This window comes from Dactylosporangium sp. CA-092794 (assembly GCF_050948465.1).
Classification (GTDB): domain Bacteria; phylum Actinomycetota; class Actinomycetes; order Mycobacteriales; family Micromonosporaceae; genus Dactylosporangium.
In genome coordinates this window covers 6,334,279-6,355,707 of sequence record NZ_CP192044.1, presented here as the reverse complement: position 1 = coordinate 6,355,707, position 21,429 = coordinate 6,334,279, and the positions used below count along the sequence as shown (strand labels likewise).

The following is a 21,429-nucleotide window of genomic DNA, read 5'->3' as shown; positions in this document are numbered from 1 at the left end:
AGAGTGTGACCCGGAGGAGCGGTGCAGCCCATGACGAGTTCGCCTGCCAACGGCGGTCACCGCCCGCAGAAAGCAGCGATGCTCCTCGCCCAGCGAATCATTCGCGACGTGCAGTATGAGCGGCTCAGGCCGGGTGACCACCTGGAGCCCGAGCGCAGCATGCTCGAGCGCTACGAGACCGGCCGCGGCACCCTGCGGGAGGCCCTGCGGTTCCTGGAGTTCCAGGGCGTCATCGTCATCAAGCCGGGCCCGCGCGGCGGCCCGATCCTGACCGACCCGAACGCCTCCCACCTGGCCAGCACGCTGGTCCTGCTGATGCAGCTCAAGCAGGCGCCGTTCCGCAACATCGTCGAGGTGCGCACCGCGCTCGAGCCGATGATCAGCCGGCTGGCCGCCGAGCGGATCTCCGAGGAGTCGCTGGCCGAGCTCGGCGGCACGATCGCGCAGATGCGCGAGCACCTGGACAACCAGGACCTGTTCCTGGAGGCCAACCAGCGGTTCCACGACATCATCGCCTGGTCGTCGGGCAACACGCTGTTCGGTTACATCGTCGACTCGCTGCTCGGCATTCTCGACGGCACGGTCATCGGCATCGAGTATCCGAGCCCGCGCCGGGCCGCGATCGTCAAGGCGCACGACGAGATCCACCGCGCGCTGGTGTCCCGCGACCCCCAGGCCGCCGAGGACCGGATGCGCGACCACATCAACGAATACGTGAAGTACGCCGAGCTGAAGTTCCCCGAGGTCATGGACCACGTGATCCGCTGGGACCGCGCGGTCAGCTGAGTCAGGCCGACGGTGTCCAGACCCGGCCGGTGCCCCGGACCGGGCGGCGCTCCCCCTGCGCGAACTCGACCTCGACCTCGATCTCGGTGCCCGGCCGGCCGTCCGGACCGGGCGCCGCGGTCACCCGGCTCACCGTGCCGGTCACCGCGAGCTGCTCGCCGCAGAGCACGAAGTCGTGCATCTTGACCGGGCCGATCCGGCGCAGCACCGCCGACGGCCCGGCCCACTCCAGCAGCAGCCGCTCGATCATCGTGAAGACGAACATGATGTCGGCGTAGGCGGCGGGCGCGCCGCCCTCCCGGGCCGCCTCGTTGTCGACGTGCGCCGGCGCGAAGTCCCGGTTGGCGCCGGACACCATGATGAGCCGCTGCAGCGACAGGTACATCGACAGCGGGCCGACCTGCTGGCCGGCGGCGGGAACCATCACGACGAACTCCCAACGGGCGAGTAGCTGTAGATCGACGTCCGCTCGACCGCGACGAGCGTGCCGTCCTGGCGGCGGAACTCCAGTTCGAAGTCGACGAAGACCCCCTCGCCCACCCGGGTCGCCTTCGGGGTCGTGCGCACGATGCGGTAGGTGGTCTCGATCCGGTCGCCGATCCGCAGCGGCTCCAGGAACTCCAGGTCGACCGCGGTGGTCACCATCTCGGAGCCGGGCAGGCCGAGCTTGGTCCACATGAACGGCGGCAGTACCCCCGGCTCCAGCGGCTCCTGGCCGGGCTCCCAGTAGGCCGGCATCGCCGCGGTCAGCAGCATCGACCACGGCGCGATGACCGCGTCGTGGCCGTGGGCGCGGGCGGCACCGGCATCGCTGTACAGCGGCCACCGCATCTCGTGCGCCTCGACGTACCGGCGGATCGCCGACGCCGAGATCTCCTCGGCGCCGAGCGTCTTCGCGACGATCTCTCCCTGGGTCATCCGAGCACTCCTTCGCCGCGCAGGGCCTCGATCGCGGCTTCGTCGTAGCCGAGGCTGTCCAGGACCGCCTCGGTGTGCTCCCCCACCGCGGGGGCGAGTGACACCGGGCCCACCGGCCGGACGTCGAACTGCACCGGGCTGGAGACCAGGGCGAACTCCTGCTCGCCGGTGCCGGCCCGGCCGATGTACCCGTTGGCGAGCACCTGCGGGTCGCGCAGCGTCTCGGCCGCGCTCTGCACCGGCGCCCACGGGCCCTCCATGCCGTCGAAGGCGTCGCGCCACTGGGCCAGCGTGCGCGTGGCGAACACCGACTCCAGCTCGTCGACGCACTCCTTGACGTGCCGGGCGCGGACCTCGGCGGTCTCGAAGCGCGGGTCGGCGGCCAGGTCCGGCCGGTCGATGCGGCGGCAGAAGTCCTGCCAGTACCGGTCGGGCTCGATGAACACCAGGTAGAGCCAGCGGCCGTCCAGGGTGCGGTAGCTGTTGGTGAGGGGGCCGTGCGCGGGGTCGTACCGGCCCGTGGCGTGCAGGATCTCCGAGTCGTAGGAGGCTGCGGAGAGGTTCGGCCCGAGCATCCACAGCGCCGCCGACAGCAGCGACACGTCGACCACCGACGGCCGGCCGGTGCGCTCGCGCTTGAACAGCGCCCCGGCGATGCCGGCCGCGAGGTTGAAGCCGGCCTGCAGGTCGACCAGGCCGGGCGGCATCGCGGGGGGCTCGTCCGCGCCGAACGCCATCATCTGGTGGGCCATGCTGGGCCGCGCCCAGCCGGCCGAGATGTCGTATCCGCCCAGGTCGGCGTCGGGTCCCTGCGGGCCCTGGCCGGTGGCCTTGGCGTACACCAGGCCGGGGTTGACCCGGCGCAGGTCCGCCACGTCGATGCGCAGCTTGCGCCGGGCCGGGGCGAGGAAGTTGGTGAGGAACACGTCGGCCGTCTCGACCAGCCTCAGCAGCACGTCACGGCCCCGCTCGGCGTGCAGGTCGAGGGTGATGCTGCGCTTGCCGCGGTTGGGCAGGTGGGTCATGGTCATCGCGGCCGGCTCGGTCGCGGACGGCGTGAACCGGATCTTGCGCTGGGGGTCGCCCTTGGGGTGCTCGACCTTGATGACGTCCGCGCCCCACTCGGCGCAGACCGCGCCGCAGGACGGGACCATGGTCCAGGTGGACAGCTCGACCACCCGGACACCGCTCAGGATGTCGTACATGCCCTCACCGCCTTGCCTCGATGGTGATCCGATGGGGCCGGTGGTCCCGCCACTGCCACTCGTCGGCGAGCACCGACGCGACGGTCATGCCGGTCACCGGTATGAGATCCACGCTCTGCACGACCTGGATGACGCAACCCTGCGTGCCGCGCGGGCTGAGATAGGCCTCGTGCCACTCCGGCGCGCTCCGGTCGACGTCGACCACCTTCAGGCCGGCGCGGTCGAAGCCCTCGATGGAGGTGGTCAGGTCGGCGGTGAAGAAGGTGAGGTGGTGCATGCCGCCGCCGCGGGACTCGAGGAAGTCGGCCATCGGGCCGGGCTGCACCGGCTGCAGCAGCTCCACCTTGCCGCCGCCGGGGTAGGCGAAGTGCATGCTGCGGACGCCGAGCCCCTGGTGGACGCCGCCGGCGACCAGCGCCCCGCCGAGCAGGTCGCCGTAGAGGCCGGCGGCCGCGCGCAGGTCGCGCACGACGACGCCGACGTGGTCGAGCCGGCCGCCGGCGGCCGCCTCGGCGGCCGGGTCGATCACGCCCAGCTCCCAGGCCAGCTCGCCGAGCAGCGCGGCGACCCGCTCGCCGAGCACCGCCAGGACGCCGGGCTCGCCGAGCTCGTCGAGGAGCCCGCGGACCCGCTCGACCGCCCGCCACGCCTCCACGGTCGCGTCCCGCAGACGATCGGCCATCACGAAACTCCCGCCGTCCGCACGGCCCGGTCGTCGCGCCAGCGCCGGGACTTGAACTGCTCCTCCGGCATCTGCCGGACGTCGACGACGGAGACCTCGACGCTGATGCCGACGGCGCTCTTGAGCGCGTGCCGCAGCGTCCCCCGCAGTGCCGCCGCCGACTCCGCCGGCGTGCCGGCCTCCAGCGCGACCATCACGTCGACCGCCTCGCGGCCGCGCTCGTCGCTGTACACCCGGCCGCGGTAGTCCACGACGGGGGATCGCAGCAGCACCGCGTCGACGGCGTCCGGCCACACGTTCATCCCGCGGATCTTCATCATGTCGTCGACCCGGCCGATCGAGCCGGCGGCGTAGCACGACAGCGCGCGGCCGCACGGGCAGGAGCCGGGCTCCAGCAGGCGGACCTTGTCGGCCATGCGGAACCGGATCGTCGGCTGGGCGCTGGGCCGCAGCATGGTCACCACGATCTCGCCGGTCTCCCCCGGCTGGACCGGGCGGCCGTCGGGGTCGAGGACCTCGATCCAGCAGCGGTGGTCCAGGCCGTGCAGTATCGCGTGCCAGGGGGTGCCGTCGCCGTCGACGCTCACCGTGCCGCGTTCACAGGTACACATCGCGACACCCAGCGTCTGGGTGGCGCCCCAGCCCTCGCAGACCTTCGCCTGCCAGAACTCGGCGGTGTCGTGCGCCCAGGCCGCGCCGTAGGGTTCGCCGGACAGGAAGATGGCCTTGAGCGACGGCAGGCTCAGGCCGGCCTGGCGGGCTTCGAGGGTCAGCCGGTGCACGTACGAGGGCGTGCCGGAGATGCCGGCGCAGCCGAAGCGGGCCAGGTCGCGCAGGCGGTCGGCGGTGTTGCCGGCGAACGCGTTGACCGGCACCAGCCCCGCCGCCGCACAGGTCTCCTGGAAGTACGGCCCGGCCATCGTCTGGCTGTAGGGGATGGTGAGCATGAGGCGATCCCCCGGCACCAGGCCGGCCCAGAGGTACTCGTAGGCGCCGGGGGTGCCCAGGCCCGCGACGTCGTGGCTGCCGCGGGGGTACACCTCGCGGCCCACGCCGCTGGTGCCGCTGGTCAGGTGCAGCTGCCGCACCGAGGCGTCGGTGGGCGTGGTGCCGCCGCCGGGCAGGGTCTGCTGGAACTCCAGCAGGTCGAGCTTGGTGACCGTCGGCACGTGTGCGCGCACGTCGTCGAGCGTTGCGAGGCGCTCGGGCCGCAGGCCCGCACGGGCGTAGATCGAGCGGTACAGCGGCGAGGTGGCGGCCGCGCGCCGGACGGCCGCGATGGCCGCCCGCGAGACGAAGCCGAGCAGCTCGGCCCGGTCCATTCCCTCGATGACCGGATTGGCAGCGGGCATGTGGCCCGGCTCCTTTCCATACTCGCGGCCGGCGGTGCCCGTGCGTGCGGGCACGGGCACCACCGGCGCCGGGCTCGGGCAGCGGGTCAGCTGCCGTAGCCCTTGACCGGGACTTCCTTGTCGTCACGCCACTCGATCAGCAGACCGGGCGCCTGCGAGACGTTGTTCGAGTAGCTGATCTTTCCGAGGGAACCGTTGAAGCCGGCCGCGCCGACGGTCTTCAGGGCCTTGTTGATGTCCTCGCGGTTGGTGCTGTTGGCCTGCTTGAGCGCCCGGGCCAGGAACCACACCTCGTCGTACGCGGCGGCGGCGTAGTTGTTCGGCAGGGCGTTGAACATCTTCTGGTACAGGTCCACGAAGTTCTTCGCCTCCTGGGTCTGCACCAGGTTGCTGAAGTTCGTCGGCCAGATCACGCCGTAGCCCTGCTCCTTGAGCGGGTTGACCGCGCCGGCCATGCCGATCGATCCGGCGATGATGCCGTTGTAGTTGGCCCGGCGCAGCGCCAGCACGATGGCGTTGTTGGCGGTGCCGGAGGCCAGCACGACGACGGCGTCGGGGCTCTTGGCGACGACCTTGGAGACGACGCCGGACGCGTCGGTCGCCGACGTCGGCGAGGCCTCCTTGGCCACGATGCTGAGGCCGGCCTGCTGGGCCAGGGGCGGCCACACCGAGTCGGCCCACTTCTGGGTGCTCGACACGTCGGAGTTGTAGATGATGGCGACGTTCTTGGCGTTCTTGTCGCGCAGGTACTCCGTCTCCCAGTGGAAGTACTGGTCGGCGGGGGGCGTGGCGGCCCAGACGTACTGGGTGCCCTGGGCGAACTCGCCGCTGCTGGACAGGTAGATCATCGGCACCTTGGCGCGCTCGGCGAGCGGGCCCTCGGCGGCCACGACCGTCGACAGGATCGAGCCGAGCACCACGCTGGTGCCGGACTGCACGGCCTGGTTCAGCAGCGCGACGCCCTGGGCGGGCTGGCTGCCGGTGTCCTTGAAGTCGATCTCGAGCTTCGAGTCGCCGAGGAACTTGCTGTTGTTGATCTCCTCGAGCGCGACCTTCTGGCCGTTCTGGCTGGCCGTACCGGCCGGGCCGGCGAACCCGGTGGTCTCCGAGATGGCCACGACCTTGATGGTGGCGGGCAGCCCGCCGTTGCTGGCGGCTCCCCCGCCGCTGCCTCCGCCGCACCCGGCGGCGGTCAGCGCAACAGCGGCACCGAGGGCAAGCAGCGCCTTTGGCCGCCATGCGGATGTTACGAACCTTTCCACGAGCACCGTCCTCATCGTTGAGGGCCCCCGGGCCCAATCTAGGCGTATGATTCGGATCATAGAGCTGGTTACGAGCGCGAGACAATGGTTAATCGGTCGTAACATGCGCATAGATTCGGGCCAAGACCGCGGCCCTGCGCGGACACCGGTCAGCGGCGGGCCGGCTCGTCCGGGATGTCCAGATCCACGAATCCGCTGAGCGTCCCGACCCCGGTGCTGATCTTCCCCGACGCGGCCGACTCGATGATCTCGCCGCGCTCCATCACGATGGCGCTCGTGGCCAGCTCCTGGGCCATGGCCGCGTTCTGTTCGACCATGAGCACGGCGATGCCGGACGCGGCGATCGACTGCACCGTGCTCATCACGATGTCGACCGCCACGGGTGCCAGCCCCATGGACGGCTCGTCCATCATCATGAGCTTGGGCGAGCTCATCAGGGCCCGGCCGAACGCGAGCATCTGCTGCTCGCCGCCGCTGAGCAGGCCCGCCTGCCGGTGGCGGCGCTCGGCCAGCACCGGGAAGCGGTCGAAGATGTCGCTCAGCAGCTGCGACTTGTCCCGCTTCGAGGTGCGCGCGTAGGCCCCGATCAGCAGGTTGTCCTCCACCGACAGCGGGCTGAAGATCCGCCGGCCCTCGGGCACCAGGGCGATGCCGGCCCGGCTGATCCGGTGGGTGCGCCAGTTGGTCACGTCGGCGCCGTCGAACACGACCCGGCCACCGGCCTTGGGCGCCAGGCCCACGACGGAGCGCAGCAGGGACGTCTTGCCCGCGCCGTTCGGCCCGAGCACGACGACGATGTCGCCGTCGTGGACCGATCCGGAGAAGTCCTGCACGGCGGTGACCGCGCCGTAGCGGACCACCACGTTGGAGATCTCAAGCAGCGGCACGGCGACCCCTCCCCAGGTATGCCTCGACCACCTTCGGATCGCGGATGCACTCGACCGGCGGGCCGGAGGCGATCAGGTGCCCGGAGTCCAGCACGTACAGGTGGTCGCAGATGTCGACCATCATCTTGAGGTCGTGCTCGACCAGGATCTGCGTGACGCCCTCGTGCCGCAGGCGCAGCAGCAGCCCGCCGATCTCGTCGCGCTCGGCGCGGTTCATGCCGGCGGTCGGCTCGTCGAGCAGCAGCAGGCTCGGCTCCGCGGCGAGGGCGCGGGCGATCTCCACCTTGCGCTGGGTGCCGTACGACAGGCTCAGCGGTGACTCGTCGCGCACGTCCGTCAGGTGCAGCCGCTCCAGCGCGGCCTCGGCCCGGGCGCGCGCCTGCGCCTCCCGCCCGCGGGTCCACCACGGCATCAGCCACTGCCGGGCGAACGAGGACCCGTAGATCGCCTGGTCCGCGCCGAACATCGCGTTCTCCAGCACGGAGAACTGCGGGATCAGCCGGACCGTCTGGAACGTGCGGGCCAGCCCCATCTGCGCGACCTGGAACGACGAGCGGCGCATGACGTTCTGCCCGCCGATCAGGATGCTGCCGCTGGTCAGGTCGAGCAGCCGGGATATCGCGGCCAGCATGGTGCTCTTGCCGGATCCGTTCGGGCCGGCCAGGCCGTAGAGCCGGCCGTTGTCGACGGTCAGCGACACCCCGTCGAGGGCCCTCACGCCGCCGAGGTTCACCGCGGCGTCACGGACCTCGAGGCTCGCCACCGCCGTGGCCGGTGTCCCGGCTGGCGGGGCCGGACGTGTGGTCGCGTCGGTCATCGTCGTCAGCCCTTCACCCGGTCGGCGGACACCGGCTCGGCCGTCGCCGCCCCGCCGCCACCGGGCGACGGGCCGCCGGCCGGCGCGACGGCGGTGCCCGGCCCGCCCGCGCGGACCCCCCGGCCGCGCGGGGAGAACCTGGTCCACAGCCAGCGCAGGGCGCCGAGGACGCCCTCCGGGGCGTACATCACCACCAGGACGAGCACGACGCCGTACACCAGCTGCTGGTACTGGCCGATCGCGGCGGCCAGGGAGGGCAGCCAGGTGATGATGATCGTGCCGACGACCGCGCCGATCCACGACGAGGTGCCGCCGATGACCGCCATGGTGAGCGTGGTGATGATCAGCGAGAAGCCCGCCGAGGTGGGCTGGACGGTGCTGAACGTCAGCACGTACAGCGAGCCCGACAGCGCGCCCAGGGCGGCCGAGAGCGCGAAGACGATCCGCTTGCGGTGCTTGAGGTCCACGCCGACGCTCATCACCAGCTCCTCGCTGGCCTTGATGCCGACCAGCGCCCGGCCGACGGCCCGCCGCTCGAGCTGGCTGACCAGCAGGATCGCGACGAGCGCGGCGGCGAGCAGCCCGCCGGTGCCGATCCCCAGCGGCACGCCGAGCAGGCCGAGCGCCCCGCCGGTGAGGTCGCCGCCGTTGGTCGCCACCACCGTGAGGATGAGGTCGAACGCGAAGGTGACCATGCCGAGGTACAGCCCGCGCAGCCGGATCAGCGGGATCGACATGAAGTAGCCGATCAGCCCGGACGCGACGACCATCAGCACGATCGTCGGCAGCACCGGCCAGCCCCGCATGGCCAGGATGCCGGTGCCGTAGGCGCCGATGCCGTAGAAGCCGATGCTGGCGAAGCTGAAGACCCCGGAGCGCAGGGCGATCTGGACGCTCATCGCCAGCGGGATGCTGATCAGCATGCCCTGGATGAGCGTGAGGTGACCGAAGTACCAGTCGTTCATACCCGCTCTGCCAATCCCTTGCCGACCACGCCCTGCGGGCGCAGCACGATGACCAGGAGGATGATCGCGAACGAGATCGCGTCGACCCAGGTGCCCGAGGTCTGTGAGATGACGATCGTCTCGGTGCCGGCCAGCACGACCGCGCCGATGGCCGTGCCCCAGACGCTGCCGACCGAGCCGAGGATGATGATCGCGAAGCCCTTGAGCATGAACGGCTCGCCGCTGCCGGGCGTCAGGGCGCCGAGGTAGATCACCAGCAGCATCCCGGCGAGACCGGCCAGCGAGCCGGCGATGAGCATGGTCATCGCGGACAGTGCCCGGGTGTTCACGCCCATGAGCTCGGAGGTCTCGCCGTCGTAGGCGACCGCACGCAGCGCCCGGCCGGTCCGGCTGCGCGACACCCACAGCGCGAGCGCCGTGCACAGCAGCGCGCCGGCCAGGATGATCACGGCCTGCACGGTGGAGATCTGGGCGTGGTCGCCGAGGTGGTACGCGCTGCGGTCCAGGTGGCCGATGCCGAACGGGCTGTCGTGGGTGTAGACGATGGCGAGCGTCACCGGGATGCCGGCCGCGCCGACGCCGGCGATCAGCGTGAGCAGCTCAGCCTGCCGTTTGTCGGCGACTCTCGCCCGGATGTGGCGGAAGACGACGACGTCGAGCAGCAGGGTGCACACGCCGGCCGTGCCGACACCGACGACGAACAGCAGCCACAGCGGCAGCGCGACGTACTGGGTCACCACGTAGGCGGTGAACGCGCTGAACATCATCAGCGCACCGTGCGCCAGGTTCAGCACGTCCAGCGCACCCCAGGACAGCGTGAGACCCAGGCTGAACAAGACATATATCGCACAGAGCACAGCTCCGTTGATCAACTGCTGGGTCATATCCGGCTTCCCCTTGCCACGTCGATTGGGGGCGATCTCGTAATTACTGATAATGGTAGGAAGGAAACACGGGTGTCAAGGAAACGACACAGCCCCGTAACTGCCTTGATCAGGATGACCGGCCCCGGCTCGGACGTTCGGCCGGTTGACGGATCAGCCCAGCTCCTCGCGGGCCCGCACGAGCAGGCGGAGGGTGGCCAGCACCGGCGTGGGCACACCGCGCTCGGCGGCCCGCGCCTCCACCTCGCCGACCAGCTCACCGATCTCGGTGTCGCGGCCGCTGCGCAGCGACTGGAACGTCGAGCCCAGGTTGTGCCTGGCCGGCGGCCGACCGTCGAACCGGGCGGCCAGCACCGCACGGTCGAGCCGCACGCCGCAGGCCTCGGCGACCGCGAGCACCTCGGCCCGGGCCCGCTCCATGACCTCCCACGCCGCGGCGCTGCGGGTGATCTCCCGCACCGGCAGGAAGAGCGCGCCGCAGACGGCGTTGGACATGGCCCCGACGGCCTTCTCCCAGAGCATCGCATCGCGGTCGGCGTCGATGCGCACCGGGAGCCCCGGGCACCGCAGCGCCTCGAGCAGCCGCGTGACGTGCCCGGCCCGGCCCGGCGGCGGCGCGGCCACCAGCGGGCCGTGCACGGTGTGATCGACGATCCCGGCGCCGACGTAGGCGGCACCGGTGTAGATCACGCCGGCGACCCCGCGCGGATCCGCGCGCTCCACCCGCTCCGCCGAGGTCAGGCCGTTCTGCAGGGCGACGATGGCGCCCCGGGGTGCGGCGATCGACCGGGCCAGCCCGATCGCCCATCCGGTGTCGTAGCTCTTGTTCAGCAGCAGCACCACGTCGAACGCGCCGGCCGGCGCCTCGTCTGCGGCGACGATCGCCGGGCGGGCGTGCAGCGGCGGCTCGTCCGTGACGAGCCGGCGCACCTCGACGCCGCGGGCCCGGATCGCCGCGACGGCCTCGGGCCGGCGGCTGACGATGGTCGCCGCCACCTGGCCGGCGTGCGCGAGCAGCGCGCCGACGAGCTGTCCGAGCGCGCCGGCGCCCACGACCGCGACGCGTTGCCGGGTGTCCACGACGGCCTCAGGACGCCCGGCGGCCGGCCTCGAAGATCGCGCCGCCGGACGCGTGCTCGCCCTTGGTCCAGCGCGAGTCGCCCGGGACCGCGGTGAAGCCGCCGTCGACCACGAGCGTGTGGGCGGTGATCATCTCGGCGGCCGGCCCGGCCAGGAACGCCACCGCCTCGGCGATGTCGTCGGCGAACACCGGGCGCTTGCCGTCGGTGCGCGCCTGCAGCAGCTCGATCGCGCGGTCCATCGCGGTGGCGTCGCCGAGGGCGAGGTCGGCGTTCATCGGCGTGGCGGTCGGGCCGGGCATGACCGCGTTGACCCGGATGCCGTGCGGGCGCAGTTCGCCCGCCACCGAGCGCATCAGCCCGAGGATGCCGGCCTTGGCCGCGCTGTACGCGTGGTTGCCCACGCCGCCGACGACCGCGGCCGGGCTGGTGGTCGCGACGATGACGCCGCGCTGCCGCGGCCGCATGACCCGCGCCGCGTGCTTCATCGACAGGAACACCCCGCGCAGGTCGACCGCCCAGGTGGCGTCCACGGCGGCGATGTCGGCGGTGTGGATCGGCCCGTAGGCGCCGAACACCCCGGCGTTGGCGAACATCAGGTCCAGCCGCCCGAACGCCTCGACCGCCAGGTCGGCCGCGGCGGCGACGTCGGCCTCCCGGGCCACGTCCACCCGCAGCGGCCGGGCCGCCGGGCCGATCTCGCCGGCCAGCTCGTCGAGGCGGCCGGCCTGGACGTCGGCCAGCACGACCCGCCAGCCCCGCCCGGCGAGCAGCCGGGCGGTGGCCTCGCCGATGCCGCTGGCCGCGCCGGTGATCACGGCGACGTCGCCGGCCGCCTCGCTCACGACGCGGCCCGCGATCGCAGCCGGATGGCCTGCACCGGGCAGTTGCCCGCCGCCTCCTCCACGGCCGCGTGCAGCTCGCCGGGCACCGGGTCGAGCAGGACGACGGCGCGCTCCTCGTCGTCCATGTCGAAGACCTCCGGGGCGTACACGAGGCACAGCGCGTGGCCCTCGCAGGCCACCCGGTCGACCTCCACCTGCAGGCCGCCATCCGTCGTCATGGCTGTTCCCTTCCTCAGCGGTTCCATCAGGCCGCGGCCAGCTCGCGGACGGCACCCGCGGCCTCGGCGAACGGGGCTCCGGCGGCCAGCCGCGCGCGCAGCTGCAGCACCTGCTTGGGCCGGCCGATGCCGAGCACGGCCGTGGTACGCCGGCCGTCGCCGTACGCGGCCAGCAGCGACCGCCCGTCCGCGCCGGCGCGCGCCTCCACCTCGTCGCCCGGCCGGGGCAGCCCGAAGCACTGCAGCTTCGCGCCGCACTGGTCGCTCCAGAAGTAGTGCAGCGGGTCCAGCGGCTGCCGCTCGTCGCGGGCGGCCAGCAGGTTGCGGGCCACGGCGAGCGCCTGGGCGGTGGTGGTGGTCCAGTGCTCGACGCGCACCGGCACGTCCGAGCCGGGGTAGCGCCACGCGGCCGCGTCGCCGACCGCGTAGACGTCGCGGGCGGAGGTCTCGCCGAACCCGTCGCAGACGATGCCGTCGCCGAGCGCGATGCCCGACGTCGCGAGCCAGTCCACGGCCGGGCGCACGCCGACGCAGGCGGCCACCACGGTCGCGTCCACCGTGGTCGCGTCGGACAGGACCAGGTGCGGGCCGGCGGCGTCGTGGCGGACCTCGGCGACCGAGACCCCGCACCGCACGTCGACGCCGTCGGCGGCGTGCAGGTCGCGCACGTGCGCGCCGACCGCGGCGCCGAGCGCGCCGTACAGCGGCGTCGGCGCCGTCTCGATCAGCGTGACCGGGGTGCCGGCCGCGGCGGCCGCCGACGCGATCTCGCAGCCCATGAACCCGGCGCCGACGACCGCCAGCCGCTCGTGCCGCAGGACGGCGTCGCGCAGCCGCACGGCGTCGTCGTAGGTGCGCACGGTGTGCGACAGCCCGTCCAGCAGCGGCAGGGTCCGCGGGCTCGTCCCGGTGGCCAGCACGGCGGACGTGTACGGCACCTCGGTGCCGTCGTCGAGCAGCACCGCCTTGCCGGCCGCGTCGAGGCCGGCGGCGCGCCGGCCGAGAACCAGCTCGCACATCGCCGCGCAGGCGGCCGGCTCGCACAGGAACGGCGGCTCGCGCAGCCGGTCGCGGTCCAGCAGCTGCTTGGACAGCGGCGGGCGGTCGTACGGGGCCAGCCGCTCGTCGCCGATCAGGGTGATCGCGCCGGCGTAGCCGAGGCGGCGCAGCGACTCGACGGTGCGCAGCCCGCCGAGCCCCCCGCCGACCACGACGATGCCGGTCACGACCAGACCAGCGGCAGCGAGCGCAGGCTGAGCTGGTGACCGCGTTCGATCAGCTCGGCGCCGGGCGCGAGGGAGTACTCCGGGATCTGCCGGTGCCACTCGCGGACGACGACCTCGAGCTCGTGGCGGGCCAGGTGCATGCCGAGGCAGCGGTGCGGCCCGGCGCCGAAGCCGAGGTGGTGGCCGGTGTTCGGCCGGTCGATGCGGAACTCCTCGGGGCAGGAGAACTTGCGCGGGTCGCGGTTGGCCGAGGCGATCCCGAGCCACAGGATGTCGCCGGCCTTCATCGGCAGGCCGTGGAAGTCGATGTCCTTGAGCACCAGCCGGCCCTCCTGGAGGATCAGCGAGTACAGCCGCATGAACTCCTCGATCGCCTTGGGCACCAGGTCCGGATCGCCGACCAGCGTCCGGCGGTCCTCCGGGTGGGTGGCGAGGTGGGCGAACACGTAGCCGAGGCCGCTGCGGGTGGTGTCGAGCCCGGCGGTGACCAGCGACAGGCAGACGGTGGTGAGGTCGTCGTGGCTGAGCCAGCGCGGGCCGTGCTCCGGGTGCAGCATCCGGCTCAGGAAGTCGGTCTCGGGGTCGCGGGGGCTGCGCAGGCGGTCCTCGATCGCGTCGGCGAAGTACCCCCGGATCGACACCACGGCCGCCTCGGCCTCCGGGCCCTTGTACAGGTTCGCGAACAGCGCGCCGACCCAGCCGAGGAACTTCGGGCCGTCCTCGACCGGCATGCCGATCGTGGCCAGGAACATCTCGGTGGGGTACCGCAGCGCGAACCCGTCGACCAGGTCGGCCCGCCCGTCCGGCGCGAACTCCTCGATCAGCTCACGCGCCCGCCGCTTGGCGACCGCGTCGAGGCCGCGCACCGCGGCCGGGGAGAACCAGCGGTTGAGCACGCGCCGCAGCCGCAGGTGCTCCTCGCCGTCGAGGTTGTTCGGCATGAACCGGACCTTCCGGTCGGGGCTCAGCGCGTTGGAGACGGAGTTGGAGAAGTACTCCGGCATCTGGATCGCCTCGAGCACGTGCTCGTAGCGGGTCAGCATCCAGAACGGGTGGCTGGTGGCGTCGTTGAGGTAGAACGGCTCGGCCTCGCGCTCCGCGGACGCCATCGCGTAGTGGGAGAGGATCGGGCCGTCGTGGCGGTAGTCGGTGTGGCTGACCGGGCAACGCGGTTCGGTGGTAGTCACGGGTCACCTGTCTCGTCGGTGCTTCAGCGGATGACCAGGGGCAGCTTGATCAGGGCCCGGGCGATGTGCCGGTCCTGGAACGCCAGCTCGCCCCCGGGCTCCAGGTCGACGGTCGGGAAGCGGGTCACGAGCTGGCGCAGCACGACCTGGCCCTCGAGCCGGGCCAGGGTCGAGCCCAGGCACCGGTGGATGCCGCCGCCGAAGGCCAGGTGCGGGTTCGGCCGGCGGGTGAAGTCGATGCGGTCGGGGTCGGGGAACACCTCCGGGTCCCGGTTCGCCGCGCCGATGAGGGCCACCGCGGCCTCGCCCCGGCGCAGCAGCCGGCCGCCGATCTCGACGTCGTCGTAGATCCAGCGCGGCGGCGGGGCCTGCGCCGGGCTCACCCAGCGCAGCAGTTCCTCGGTGGCCGGCACGACCAGCCCTTCGACGTCCGCGGCCAGCTCCTCGAACCGGTCCCGCTGCTGGAGCAGCCCCAGCGTGCCGACCCCGAGCAGGCCCATCGCCGGGGACTGGCCCGCCTGCAGCAGCGTCGAGATGGTGCCGTACAGCTCGGGCTCGCTCATCCGGTCCTCGTCGGCGGCGGCGACGATCGCCCCGATCACGTCGTCGGCGCCGCCGCGGCGGCGGTCGGCGAACAGCGCGTCGAGGTAGCGGGCGAAACCCTCCGCCCCCTCGGCCGCGACGAGCACGCGGTCGAACGAACCGTCGACGTCGAAGCCCTGCATGAGCCGGTCGGACAGGCCCAGGACGGTGTCGCGGTCCTCCGCCGGCACGCCCATCAGCTCCGACATCACGATCAGCGGCAGACGGTGGGCCACCCGGGCGGCGAAGTCGAACCGGCCGGTGGCGGCCGCCTCGGCCTCGAGGTCGTCGAACAGCCCGGCGACGATCTGCTCCAGGCGCGGGCGGAACTCGGCCACCCGCTTGGGCGTGAAGTACCCGGCAATGACGGCGCGGACGCGGGCGTGGTCCGGGTCGTTCATGGCGGTCAGGAACGACTTGCGCAGCGTGAAGTACGACTGGGTCTCGGGCGGCGCGCCGGCGCCGAAGTCGATGCCGAGCCCGGCCGGCGTGGCGCCGAGGACCTCGGGCCGCTCCACGCTGAGCCGGAACAGCGCCGAGCAGTCCGCGTGCCGGAACAGGTACCACAGCCCGGGCAGGCGTGGGTCGCTCGGCAGCCCCCAGTGCACGGGGTCCTCGGCGCGGTAGCGGGCGAACAGGGCGAACGGGTCCTGCGCGTGGTCCAGCGCGAGGCTGAACCGCGGCAGGACGTTGCCGGCGATGTTCGCCGTGTTGCGGTCGGCGTCGATCGCGAACGTCACGGCCGCCCCCCTTCCAACGGTGCCAGTCCAGGTTAATGATGCACATAGAATCGGGTCAAGGGATCGCCGCGGACGGCGGCCCCGCGCAGGGCTCAGATCAGGATGCGCATGTCGTCGCGCAGGTCGTTGGTCAGCTTGACCACCTGCGTGAGCGTCGCGCCGGCCGGCTCCACCTGGGGCAGGCCGGCCAGGCCGTTGACCACCTGGGCGAAGGTCGGCAGGTCCTCCCAGCGGGCCCGCTGCCAGCAGACCCGGCCGGTCCCGCTCCACCTGCTCAGGGTCTTCTGCTGGTACACCCCGGCCGGAATCATGACCACCTCGTCGACGGCGGCCTTGCCGACCTCGGTCGTGCTCGGGATGTACTTGTAGTTGAACCGCGGCAGCGGCGACATGCCGGTCGCCGGGTCGGCGAACCCGGTCTGCTCCTCGAGGTCGTAGGGCCAGTCGGCGAGCGTGACGCCGTCGGCCTCCAGCCGCGCGAACTCGAAGCCCTCCCAGCTCGCCGTGCACAGCACGCCGCCGTCGACGTTGCGCGGCGCGGGGACGTCGGCGAAGAGCTTCGGGTGCCCGGCCTCGTCACGGCCGACGATGATCGGGTCGGCCATGCTCTCCCACATCACCGCGACGAACTCGCCGGTGGTCTCGCCGGCCGCGCCGCGGTGCACGGCCCGGAACAGCACCTCGAAGTAGTTGTAGGCGCGGCCGGCCAGCCACGGGAAGCCCAGGTTGTGCAGCACCCGGACGGTCACCAGCGGGTCGGGGGCGGGCACGAACGGCGCCGGGAGCACCGTGGCCAGCCGCTGCGGGTCGGTACGGTACGAGCAGGTGAGCAGGTTGGTGCGGATCGGCTCACCGGTGAAGCGCCGGCCGCCGGGACCCTGACGCGGTCCCAGCGACGGGCCGAAGCCGATCGGCATGCGGTACATCTCGGTCATGGCGCACCTTCGTGGCTAGACGTGGACGGGGCAGCGGCCGGCACCGGCGTCGCCGGCGGCGGGCCGGCCGCGCAGCTCGACCGGGAACCGGGCGAAGCGCATGGTCGCGGTGTTGTCCCGGAACACGGGCGGGTCGGCCGGGTCGATCGCGGGCTGGTAGCGCAGCACCTCCTGCAGCAGCCGGATCAGCACGCCGGCCGGGATGTCGTCGCGGTCGATCGAGCCGTTGCCGGCGCCGACCGCCACCTGCCGGCCGAGGCAGGTGTGCGCGCCGTCGCCGAAGGCCAGCCCGTAGGCGGTGGTGCGCGCCGGCAGCGGCCGGTGCGGGTCGTACTCCCCCGCCGTCGGCCCGAACACCCGCTCGTCCCGGTTGGCCGCGTTGAGGTCGAGCAGCAGCTGCTCCCCGGCGGTGAAGGTGCGCCCGCTGGGCAGCGTGACGTCCTGCAGCGCCAGCCGCAGCAGGGCCGGGACGGTCGGGTGCAGGCGCAGGCCCTCGCTCACCGCCCGCTGCAGGAACGACAGGTCGGCGGCGCGGTCCCGGTCCTGCGGATGCCGCTCGAAGTGCCGCAGCACCTCCTGCAGCACGTGCGGGGCCAGGTGGGTGGTGGTGTTCGCCGAGGCGGTGACGTAGAAGATGACCTCGCGCAGCAGCTTCTCGGTCTCCCAGTCGCCGTAGTTGCGCAGCAGCAGCGTGGTGAGGTCGTTCGGGGCCTCTTCGCCGGCTTCCAGCAGCGCCCGGCGCCGCTGCAGGGCGGGCAGGAAGAACCGCTCGCCGAAGCGGTCCTTGGCGGCCACCGCGGCGGCGACCACGGCCTCCCGGTCGTGGATCGCCCACTCGGCCGACGAGCCCTCGCCGAAGTGCTCGGCCAGCTCGCGCAGCTCGTCGACGGCGCCCGGCTCCGACAGGTCGTCGATGCCGACGATCTTCGCGGTGACCCGCAGCAGGGCGTCACGCATGATCCGCATGATGTCGACCTTCGGCGCCGCCGCGCCACCGGCGAACGCCGCCTCGAGCTGCTCGCGCAGCGCCGGCACGACCGTGCGCAGCTCGTAGTCCATCAGCTGCGCGCGGGAGAACATCACCACCTCCGTTCGCCGGCGCTTGAGGTGCTCCTCGACGCTGAGCGTCATCAGCGTGCCCTCCAGCAGCGGCCCGCTGACCCGCACGAACATCGACGGCCAGAAGCCGGAGGAGCGCAGCACCTCCTGCACCTCGTGGTAGTCCACGATGCGGGTCATCTCGCCGTGGTCCGCGATCACCTGCGTCTGGGTCATAAGTCCTCGGCCTCCCCTCGTCACGAGCCGGAAAGGACGATGGCGAGCTCCGGGCAGCTGGCCTCGGCCGCTCGCGCGCCGTCGAGGTCCGCGGGGCTCAGCTCCCGGGCCACGGCCACCGCCTTGCCGTCGTCGGCGAACTCGAACAGATCCGGGGCGGTGACGACACACACGCCGTGCCCCTGGCACCGCCCGGCATCAACCTGCGCTTTCACCGGCACCTCCCGCGTAAACGAACACTAGTGTACGTTTCGGAGCGTACGAGTGAGGAGCAGCTCATGGCAATAGGCGACCGCCGGGCCATACTGCACGGCATGAGACACAGCGCCACGGCCGACGACGTCGTGCGCAGCATCGCCGGCGGCGACGGCCGCGTGCTGCGCAGTGACGGGCAGCGCAACCGGGACCTGGTCGTCCGCGCCGCGCTCGAGATCTTCGCCGCGGACGGCATGATGGGCACCGTGGAGAAGATCGCCGAGCGCGCCGGCGTCAGCCGCACGACCGTCTACCGCAGCTTCCCCACCCGCCAGGCGCTGCAGGTCGCCGTCGCGACCAGCCAGTTCCTGCAGATCCACCGGATCGCCCTCGACGCGCAGGCCCACTCGGGCGGCACCGGCGTCGGGCTGATCGACTTCGTGTTCGGCGCTTTCGAGTACAACCAGGCCAACCGGCTCTACCTGGAGCTGTTCTCGGGCCGCCCGACCGACGAGATGCGCGACGTCCACACGGCGTCGCGGCGCACCATCGCCGAGCTGACCGACGAGGCCCGCGCGGCCGGCGTCATCCGCGCCGAGGTGACCGACGAGGACGTCGCGCGGTTCACCGGCGGGCTGTCCGTGCGGCTGGCCGCCGACCACACCACGGCCCCGCAGGACTGGCGGCGCACCGCGCGGCTCGCGCTCATCGGCCTCGGCGTCGCCGAGGCGCTGCTGCCACCGCACCGCGTCCCGCGGGCGCACCTCGACCCGGGCGTCGCCGATGCCTGAGGACGCGCCGGTCCAGTCGATCCTGCGCGCGTTCGGGCTCCTGGAGGCCCTCGCCGCCGCGGGCGGGACGGCGTCGGTGAGCGAGCTGCGCGACGCGGCGCAGCTGCCGGTCGCCACGATCCACCGCCTGCTGCGGACGCTGGTCGCCGCCGGGTACGTGCGGCAGGAGGCGAACCGGACGTACACCCTGGGCGCCCGGCTGATCCGGCTCGGCGAGGCGTCCGGCCAGCTGACGGCGCGCTGGGCCGCCCCGCACCTGCAGCGCGTCGTCGATCGGCTCGACGAGAGCGCCAACCTGGCCAAGCTCGACGGGCTGCACGTGGTGTACGTCGCCCAGGTGCCCGGCCGGCACTCGATGCGCATGTTCACCGAGGTCGGCGGGCGGGCCGGGGCGCACTCGACCGCCGTGGGCAAGGCGATGCTGGCCCAACTGCCCGACCGCCGGCTGCAGGCGCTCACCGAGCACCTGCCCCGCTCACCCGAATCGCTGCGCTCCGAGCTGGACCGGGTGCGCCGCGACGGGTACGCGCTCGACGACGAGGAGCAGGAGGCCGGGGTCAAGTGCGTGGCCGTCGCGCTGCCGCCGTCCGGCCCGTCGGTCCCCATGGCCGTGTCGATCTCCGGCCCGGTCACCCGGATGACCGATGAGCTGGTCCGCTCGGCGGTGCCGGTGCTCACCGCCGCCGCCGCGGCGCTGGCCGCCGATCTCTCCGGCAACTTTCCGTAGAGCGGAAAAGATTCATCGTATTGCGGAAAAGACCCGGGGTGCGTCAGGATGGCGGCGATCCCGGAGGAGGTCTGTCTTGTCCGCTCAGGTTGTCGCCCCGATGCAGGATCGCTACGACGAGATCCTCACGCCCGCAGCGCTGTCGTTCCTGGCCGAGCTGCACCACCGCTTCGAACCCACCCGCCGGGAGCTGCTCGCCGCCCGCGAGCGCCGCTACGCGGAGCTGGCCGCCGGCGGCAGCCTCGGCTTCCTCGCCGAGACCAAGGACGTCCGCGAGGACGACTCCTGGCGCGTCGCGCCGCCCGCGCCCGGCCTGGTCGACCGCCGGGCCGAGATCACCGGCCCGACCGAGCGCAAGATGACCATCAACGCGCTCAACTCCGGCGCCCGGGTGTGGCTGGCCGACCTCGAGGACGCCAACACCCCGCTGTGGCAGAACATCATCGACGGCCAGCTCAACCTGCGCGACGCGATCGACCGCACGATCGGCTTCACCTCGCCCGAGGGCAAGGTCTACCGGCTCGGCGACGAGGTGGCCACAATCGTGGTGCGCCCGCGCGGCTGGCACCTCACCGAGAAGCACCTGCTGGTGGACGGCGAGCGGCTCTCCGGTGCGCTGGTCGACTTCGGGCTGTACTTCTTCCACTGCGCCCAGCGCCAGCTCGACGCCGGTGCCGGCCCCTACTTCTACCTGCCCAAGATGGAGTCGTACCTCGAGGCACGGCTGTGGAACGACGTCTTCGTCCACGCCCAGGAGGCGCTCGGCATCCCCCGCGGCACCGTGCGGGCCACCGTGCTGATCGAGACGTTCCCGGCCGCGTTCGAGATGGAGGAGATCCTCTACGAGCTGCGCGAGCACTCCGCCGGGCTCAACGCCGGCCGGTGGGACTACATGTTCAGCGTCATCAAGAAGTTCCGCACCCGGGGTACCGACTTCCTGCTGCCCGACCGCAACTCGGTGACGATGACGGTGCCGTTCATGCGCGCCTACACCGAGCTGCTGGTGCGCACCTGCCACAAGCGCGGCGCGCACGCGATCGGCGGCATGGCCGCGTTCATCCCCAGCCGCGACGAGGCGGTCAACGCCGCCGCGTTCGACAAGGTGCGCGCCGACAAGACCCGCGAGGCGCGCGACGGCTTCGACGGGTCCTGGGTCGCGCACCCGGCGATGGTCGGGCTGTGCACCGAGGTCTTCGACGGCGTGCTGGGCGAGCGGCCCAACCAGGTGGACAACACCCGCGACGACGTCCACGTCACCGCCGAGCAGCTGCTCGACGTGCGCAGCACCCCGGGCGCGGTCACCGAGGCCGGCCTGCGCAACAACATCGGCGTCGGGGTGCGCTACCTCGAGTCGTGGCTGCGCGGCACCGGCGCGGTCGGCATCAACGACATGATGGAGGACGCGGCCACCGCCGAGATCGCCCGCTCCCAGGTGTGGCAGTGGCTGCACAACGGCATCCGGCTCGCGGACGGGCCGCTCGTCGACCGCGCGCTCGTGGAGCGCCTGCTCGACGAGGAGCTGGCCGCGATCGGGGCGGACGGCGGCCGCTGGGCCGACGCCCGCGCCCTGTTCACCGAGATGGCCCTGTCCGACGACTACGCCGAGTTCCTCACCGTCCCCGCCTACGAGCGCATGCCGTAAGGGCTGTTTCCTAGCCTGGCGGCGACTCCGTCGCAGCGCGCCGGGGGGTCCCACCCCGGACCCCCCATCGCCGCAGCCCGAGCACCGGCAAGACGGACTGCACCATCTCGTGCTGAGTGGGACCCGGCAGCAAGTCTCCGTGATCATGCTCGACCGGCCACCGACACCACGCGTTTTTCATGATCGCGGAGTAGTTGTGTACCCATAGGTACCTTATGTCTCCGTGATC

At 72.4% G+C, this 21,429-nt stretch carries 23 protein-coding genes; 4 read left to right on the top strand and 19 right to left on the bottom strand.

Annotated features, from left to right (window positions below; genetic code table 11):
• Positions 1 to 30 precede the first annotated feature (30 nt).
• Positions 31 to 786 (top strand): FadR/GntR family transcriptional regulator, encoded by a 756-nt coding sequence (locus tag ACQPXD_RS26835; RefSeq protein ID WP_432843259.1) that lies wholly within the window; start codon positions 31 to 33, stop codon positions 784 to 786.
• 1 nt (position 787) lies between these two features.
• Here the strand turns inward: ACQPXD_RS26835 and ACQPXD_RS26830 are convergent, their stop codons facing one another.
• The 19 genes from ACQPXD_RS26830 to ACQPXD_RS26740 form a co-directional block, all read right to left on the bottom strand.
• Positions 788 to 1,213: a hypothetical protein gene (locus tag ACQPXD_RS26830; RefSeq protein WP_432843257.1), complete on the bottom strand. Its 426-nt coding sequence runs from the start codon at positions 1,211 to 1,213 to the stop codon at positions 788 to 790.
• On the bottom strand, positions 1,210 to 1,704 hold the full coding sequence (locus ACQPXD_RS26825) for an FAS1-like dehydratase domain-containing protein (RefSeq protein ID WP_432843255.1): 495 nt from the start codon (positions 1,702 to 1,704) through the stop codon (positions 1,210 to 1,212). Before ACQPXD_RS26825 ends, ACQPXD_RS26830 begins: the two co-directional genes overlap by 4 nt.
• On the bottom strand, positions 1,701 to 2,909 hold the full coding sequence (locus tag ACQPXD_RS26820) for a CaiB/BaiF CoA transferase family protein (RefSeq protein ID WP_432843253.1): 1,209 nt from the start codon (positions 2,907 to 2,909) through the stop codon (positions 1,701 to 1,703). The genes ACQPXD_RS26825 and ACQPXD_RS26820 overlap by 4 nt, the downstream gene beginning before the upstream one ends.
• A 4-nt stretch (positions 2,910 to 2,913) precedes the next feature.
• Entirely contained in the window at positions 2,914 to 3,591 is a 678-nt protein-coding gene (locus ACQPXD_RS26815; RefSeq protein ID WP_432843251.1) for a VOC family protein, read from the bottom strand.
• The gene (locus tag ACQPXD_RS26810; protein WP_432843249.1) at positions 3,591 to 4,943 is read right to left on the bottom strand and encodes a phenylacetate--CoA ligase family protein; all 1,353 of its coding nucleotides are present in this window, start codon (positions 4,941 to 4,943) and stop codon (positions 3,591 to 3,593) included. The genes ACQPXD_RS26815 and ACQPXD_RS26810 overlap by 1 nt, the downstream gene beginning before the upstream one ends.
• A gap of 86 nt (positions 4,944 to 5,029) precedes the next feature.
• Positions 5,030 to 6,061 carry an ABC transporter substrate-binding protein gene (locus ACQPXD_RS26805; protein WP_432843247.1) on the bottom strand — a complete coding sequence of 344 codons (1,032 nt, stop codon included), beginning with the start codon at positions 6,059 to 6,061 and terminating at the stop codon, positions 5,030 to 5,032.
• A 293-nt stretch (positions 6,062 to 6,354) separates the two neighbouring features.
• The gene (locus tag ACQPXD_RS26800) at positions 6,355 to 7,092 is read right to left on the bottom strand and encodes an ABC transporter ATP-binding protein (protein WP_432843245.1); all 738 of its coding nucleotides are present in this window, start codon (positions 7,090 to 7,092) and stop codon (positions 6,355 to 6,357) included.
• Entirely contained in the window at positions 7,079 to 7,909 is an 831-nt protein-coding gene (locus ACQPXD_RS26795; protein ID WP_432843243.1) for an ABC transporter ATP-binding protein, read from the bottom strand. The genes ACQPXD_RS26800 and ACQPXD_RS26795 overlap by 14 nt, the downstream gene beginning before the upstream one ends.
• Positions 7,910 to 7,914: 5 nt before the next feature.
• Positions 7,915 to 8,874 (bottom strand): branched-chain amino acid ABC transporter permease, encoded by a 960-nt coding sequence (locus ACQPXD_RS26790; protein ID WP_432843241.1) that lies wholly within the window; start codon positions 8,872 to 8,874, stop codon positions 7,915 to 7,917.
• Entirely contained in the window at positions 8,871 to 9,710 is an 840-nt protein-coding gene (locus tag ACQPXD_RS26785; protein ID WP_432843239.1) for a branched-chain amino acid ABC transporter permease, read from the bottom strand. Before ACQPXD_RS26785 ends, ACQPXD_RS26790 begins: the two co-directional genes overlap by 4 nt.
• A 201-nt stretch (positions 9,711 to 9,911) precedes the next feature.
• On the bottom strand, positions 9,912 to 10,838 hold the full coding sequence (locus ACQPXD_RS26780) for a ketopantoate reductase family protein (RefSeq protein WP_432843237.1): 927 nt from the start codon (positions 10,836 to 10,838) through the stop codon (positions 9,912 to 9,914).
• Positions 10,839 to 10,845: 7 nt separating this feature from the next.
• Entirely contained in the window at positions 10,846 to 11,682 is an 837-nt protein-coding gene (locus ACQPXD_RS26775; RefSeq protein ID WP_432843235.1) for an SDR family oxidoreductase, read from the bottom strand.
• Positions 11,679 to 11,900, bottom strand: a complete 222-nt coding sequence (locus tag ACQPXD_RS26770; RefSeq protein WP_432843233.1) for a ferredoxin — start codon at positions 11,898 to 11,900, stop codon at positions 11,679 to 11,681. The genes ACQPXD_RS26775 and ACQPXD_RS26770 overlap by 4 nt, the downstream gene beginning before the upstream one ends.
• Positions 11,901 to 11,926: 26 nt before the next feature.
• Positions 11,927 to 13,126 carry an NAD(P)/FAD-dependent oxidoreductase gene (locus ACQPXD_RS26765; protein ID WP_432843231.1) on the bottom strand — a complete coding sequence of 400 codons (1,200 nt, stop codon included), beginning with the start codon at positions 13,124 to 13,126 and terminating at the stop codon, positions 11,927 to 11,929.
• Positions 13,123 to 14,313, bottom strand: a complete 1,191-nt coding sequence (locus ACQPXD_RS26760; RefSeq protein ID WP_432843229.1) for a cytochrome P450 — start codon at positions 14,311 to 14,313, stop codon at positions 13,123 to 13,125. The genes ACQPXD_RS26765 and ACQPXD_RS26760 overlap by 4 nt, the downstream gene beginning before the upstream one ends.
• 23 nt (positions 14,314 to 14,336) lie before the next feature.
• Positions 14,337 to 15,635, bottom strand: a complete 1,299-nt coding sequence (locus tag ACQPXD_RS26755; RefSeq protein ID WP_432843227.1) for a cytochrome P450 — start codon at positions 15,633 to 15,635, stop codon at positions 14,337 to 14,339.
• A 92-nt stretch (positions 15,636 to 15,727) separates the two neighbouring features.
• Positions 15,728 to 16,570, bottom strand: a complete 843-nt coding sequence (locus ACQPXD_RS26750; RefSeq protein ID WP_432843225.1) for an acetoacetate decarboxylase family protein — start codon at positions 16,568 to 16,570, stop codon at positions 15,728 to 15,730.
• Between the two features lie 15 nt (positions 16,571 to 16,585).
• Complete coding sequence (locus tag ACQPXD_RS26745; RefSeq protein WP_432843223.1) at positions 16,586 to 17,845, bottom strand: cytochrome P450; 1,260 nt, start codon at positions 17,843 to 17,845, stop codon at positions 16,586 to 16,588.
• A gap of 20 nt (positions 17,846 to 17,865) precedes the next feature.
• Positions 17,866 to 18,060 carry a ferredoxin gene (locus ACQPXD_RS26740; protein WP_432843221.1) on the bottom strand — a complete coding sequence of 65 codons (195 nt, stop codon included), beginning with the start codon at positions 18,058 to 18,060 and terminating at the stop codon, positions 17,866 to 17,868.
• 99 nt (positions 18,061 to 18,159) lie between these two features.
• Between ACQPXD_RS26740 and ACQPXD_RS26735 the strand changes: the two genes are divergently transcribed.
• The 3 genes from ACQPXD_RS26735 to aceB all read left to right on the top strand — a co-directional run bounded on the left by ACQPXD_RS26735 (position 18,160) and on the right by aceB (position 21,200).
• Positions 18,160 to 18,831 carry a TetR/AcrR family transcriptional regulator gene (locus ACQPXD_RS26735; RefSeq protein ID WP_432843219.1) on the top strand — a complete coding sequence of 224 codons (672 nt, stop codon included), beginning with the start codon at positions 18,160 to 18,162 and terminating at the stop codon, positions 18,829 to 18,831.
• Positions 18,824 to 19,558 (top strand): IclR family transcriptional regulator, encoded by a 735-nt coding sequence (locus ACQPXD_RS26730; RefSeq protein ID WP_432843217.1) that lies wholly within the window; start codon positions 18,824 to 18,826, stop codon positions 19,556 to 19,558. The genes ACQPXD_RS26735 and ACQPXD_RS26730 overlap by 8 nt, the downstream gene beginning before the upstream one ends.
• 100 nt (positions 19,559 to 19,658) lie before the next feature.
• On the top strand, positions 19,659 to 21,200 hold the full coding sequence (gene aceB / locus ACQPXD_RS26725) for a malate synthase A (RefSeq protein WP_432843960.1): 1,542 nt from the start codon (positions 19,659 to 19,661) through the stop codon (positions 21,198 to 21,200).
• Positions 21,201 to 21,429: the final 229 nt, after the last annotated feature.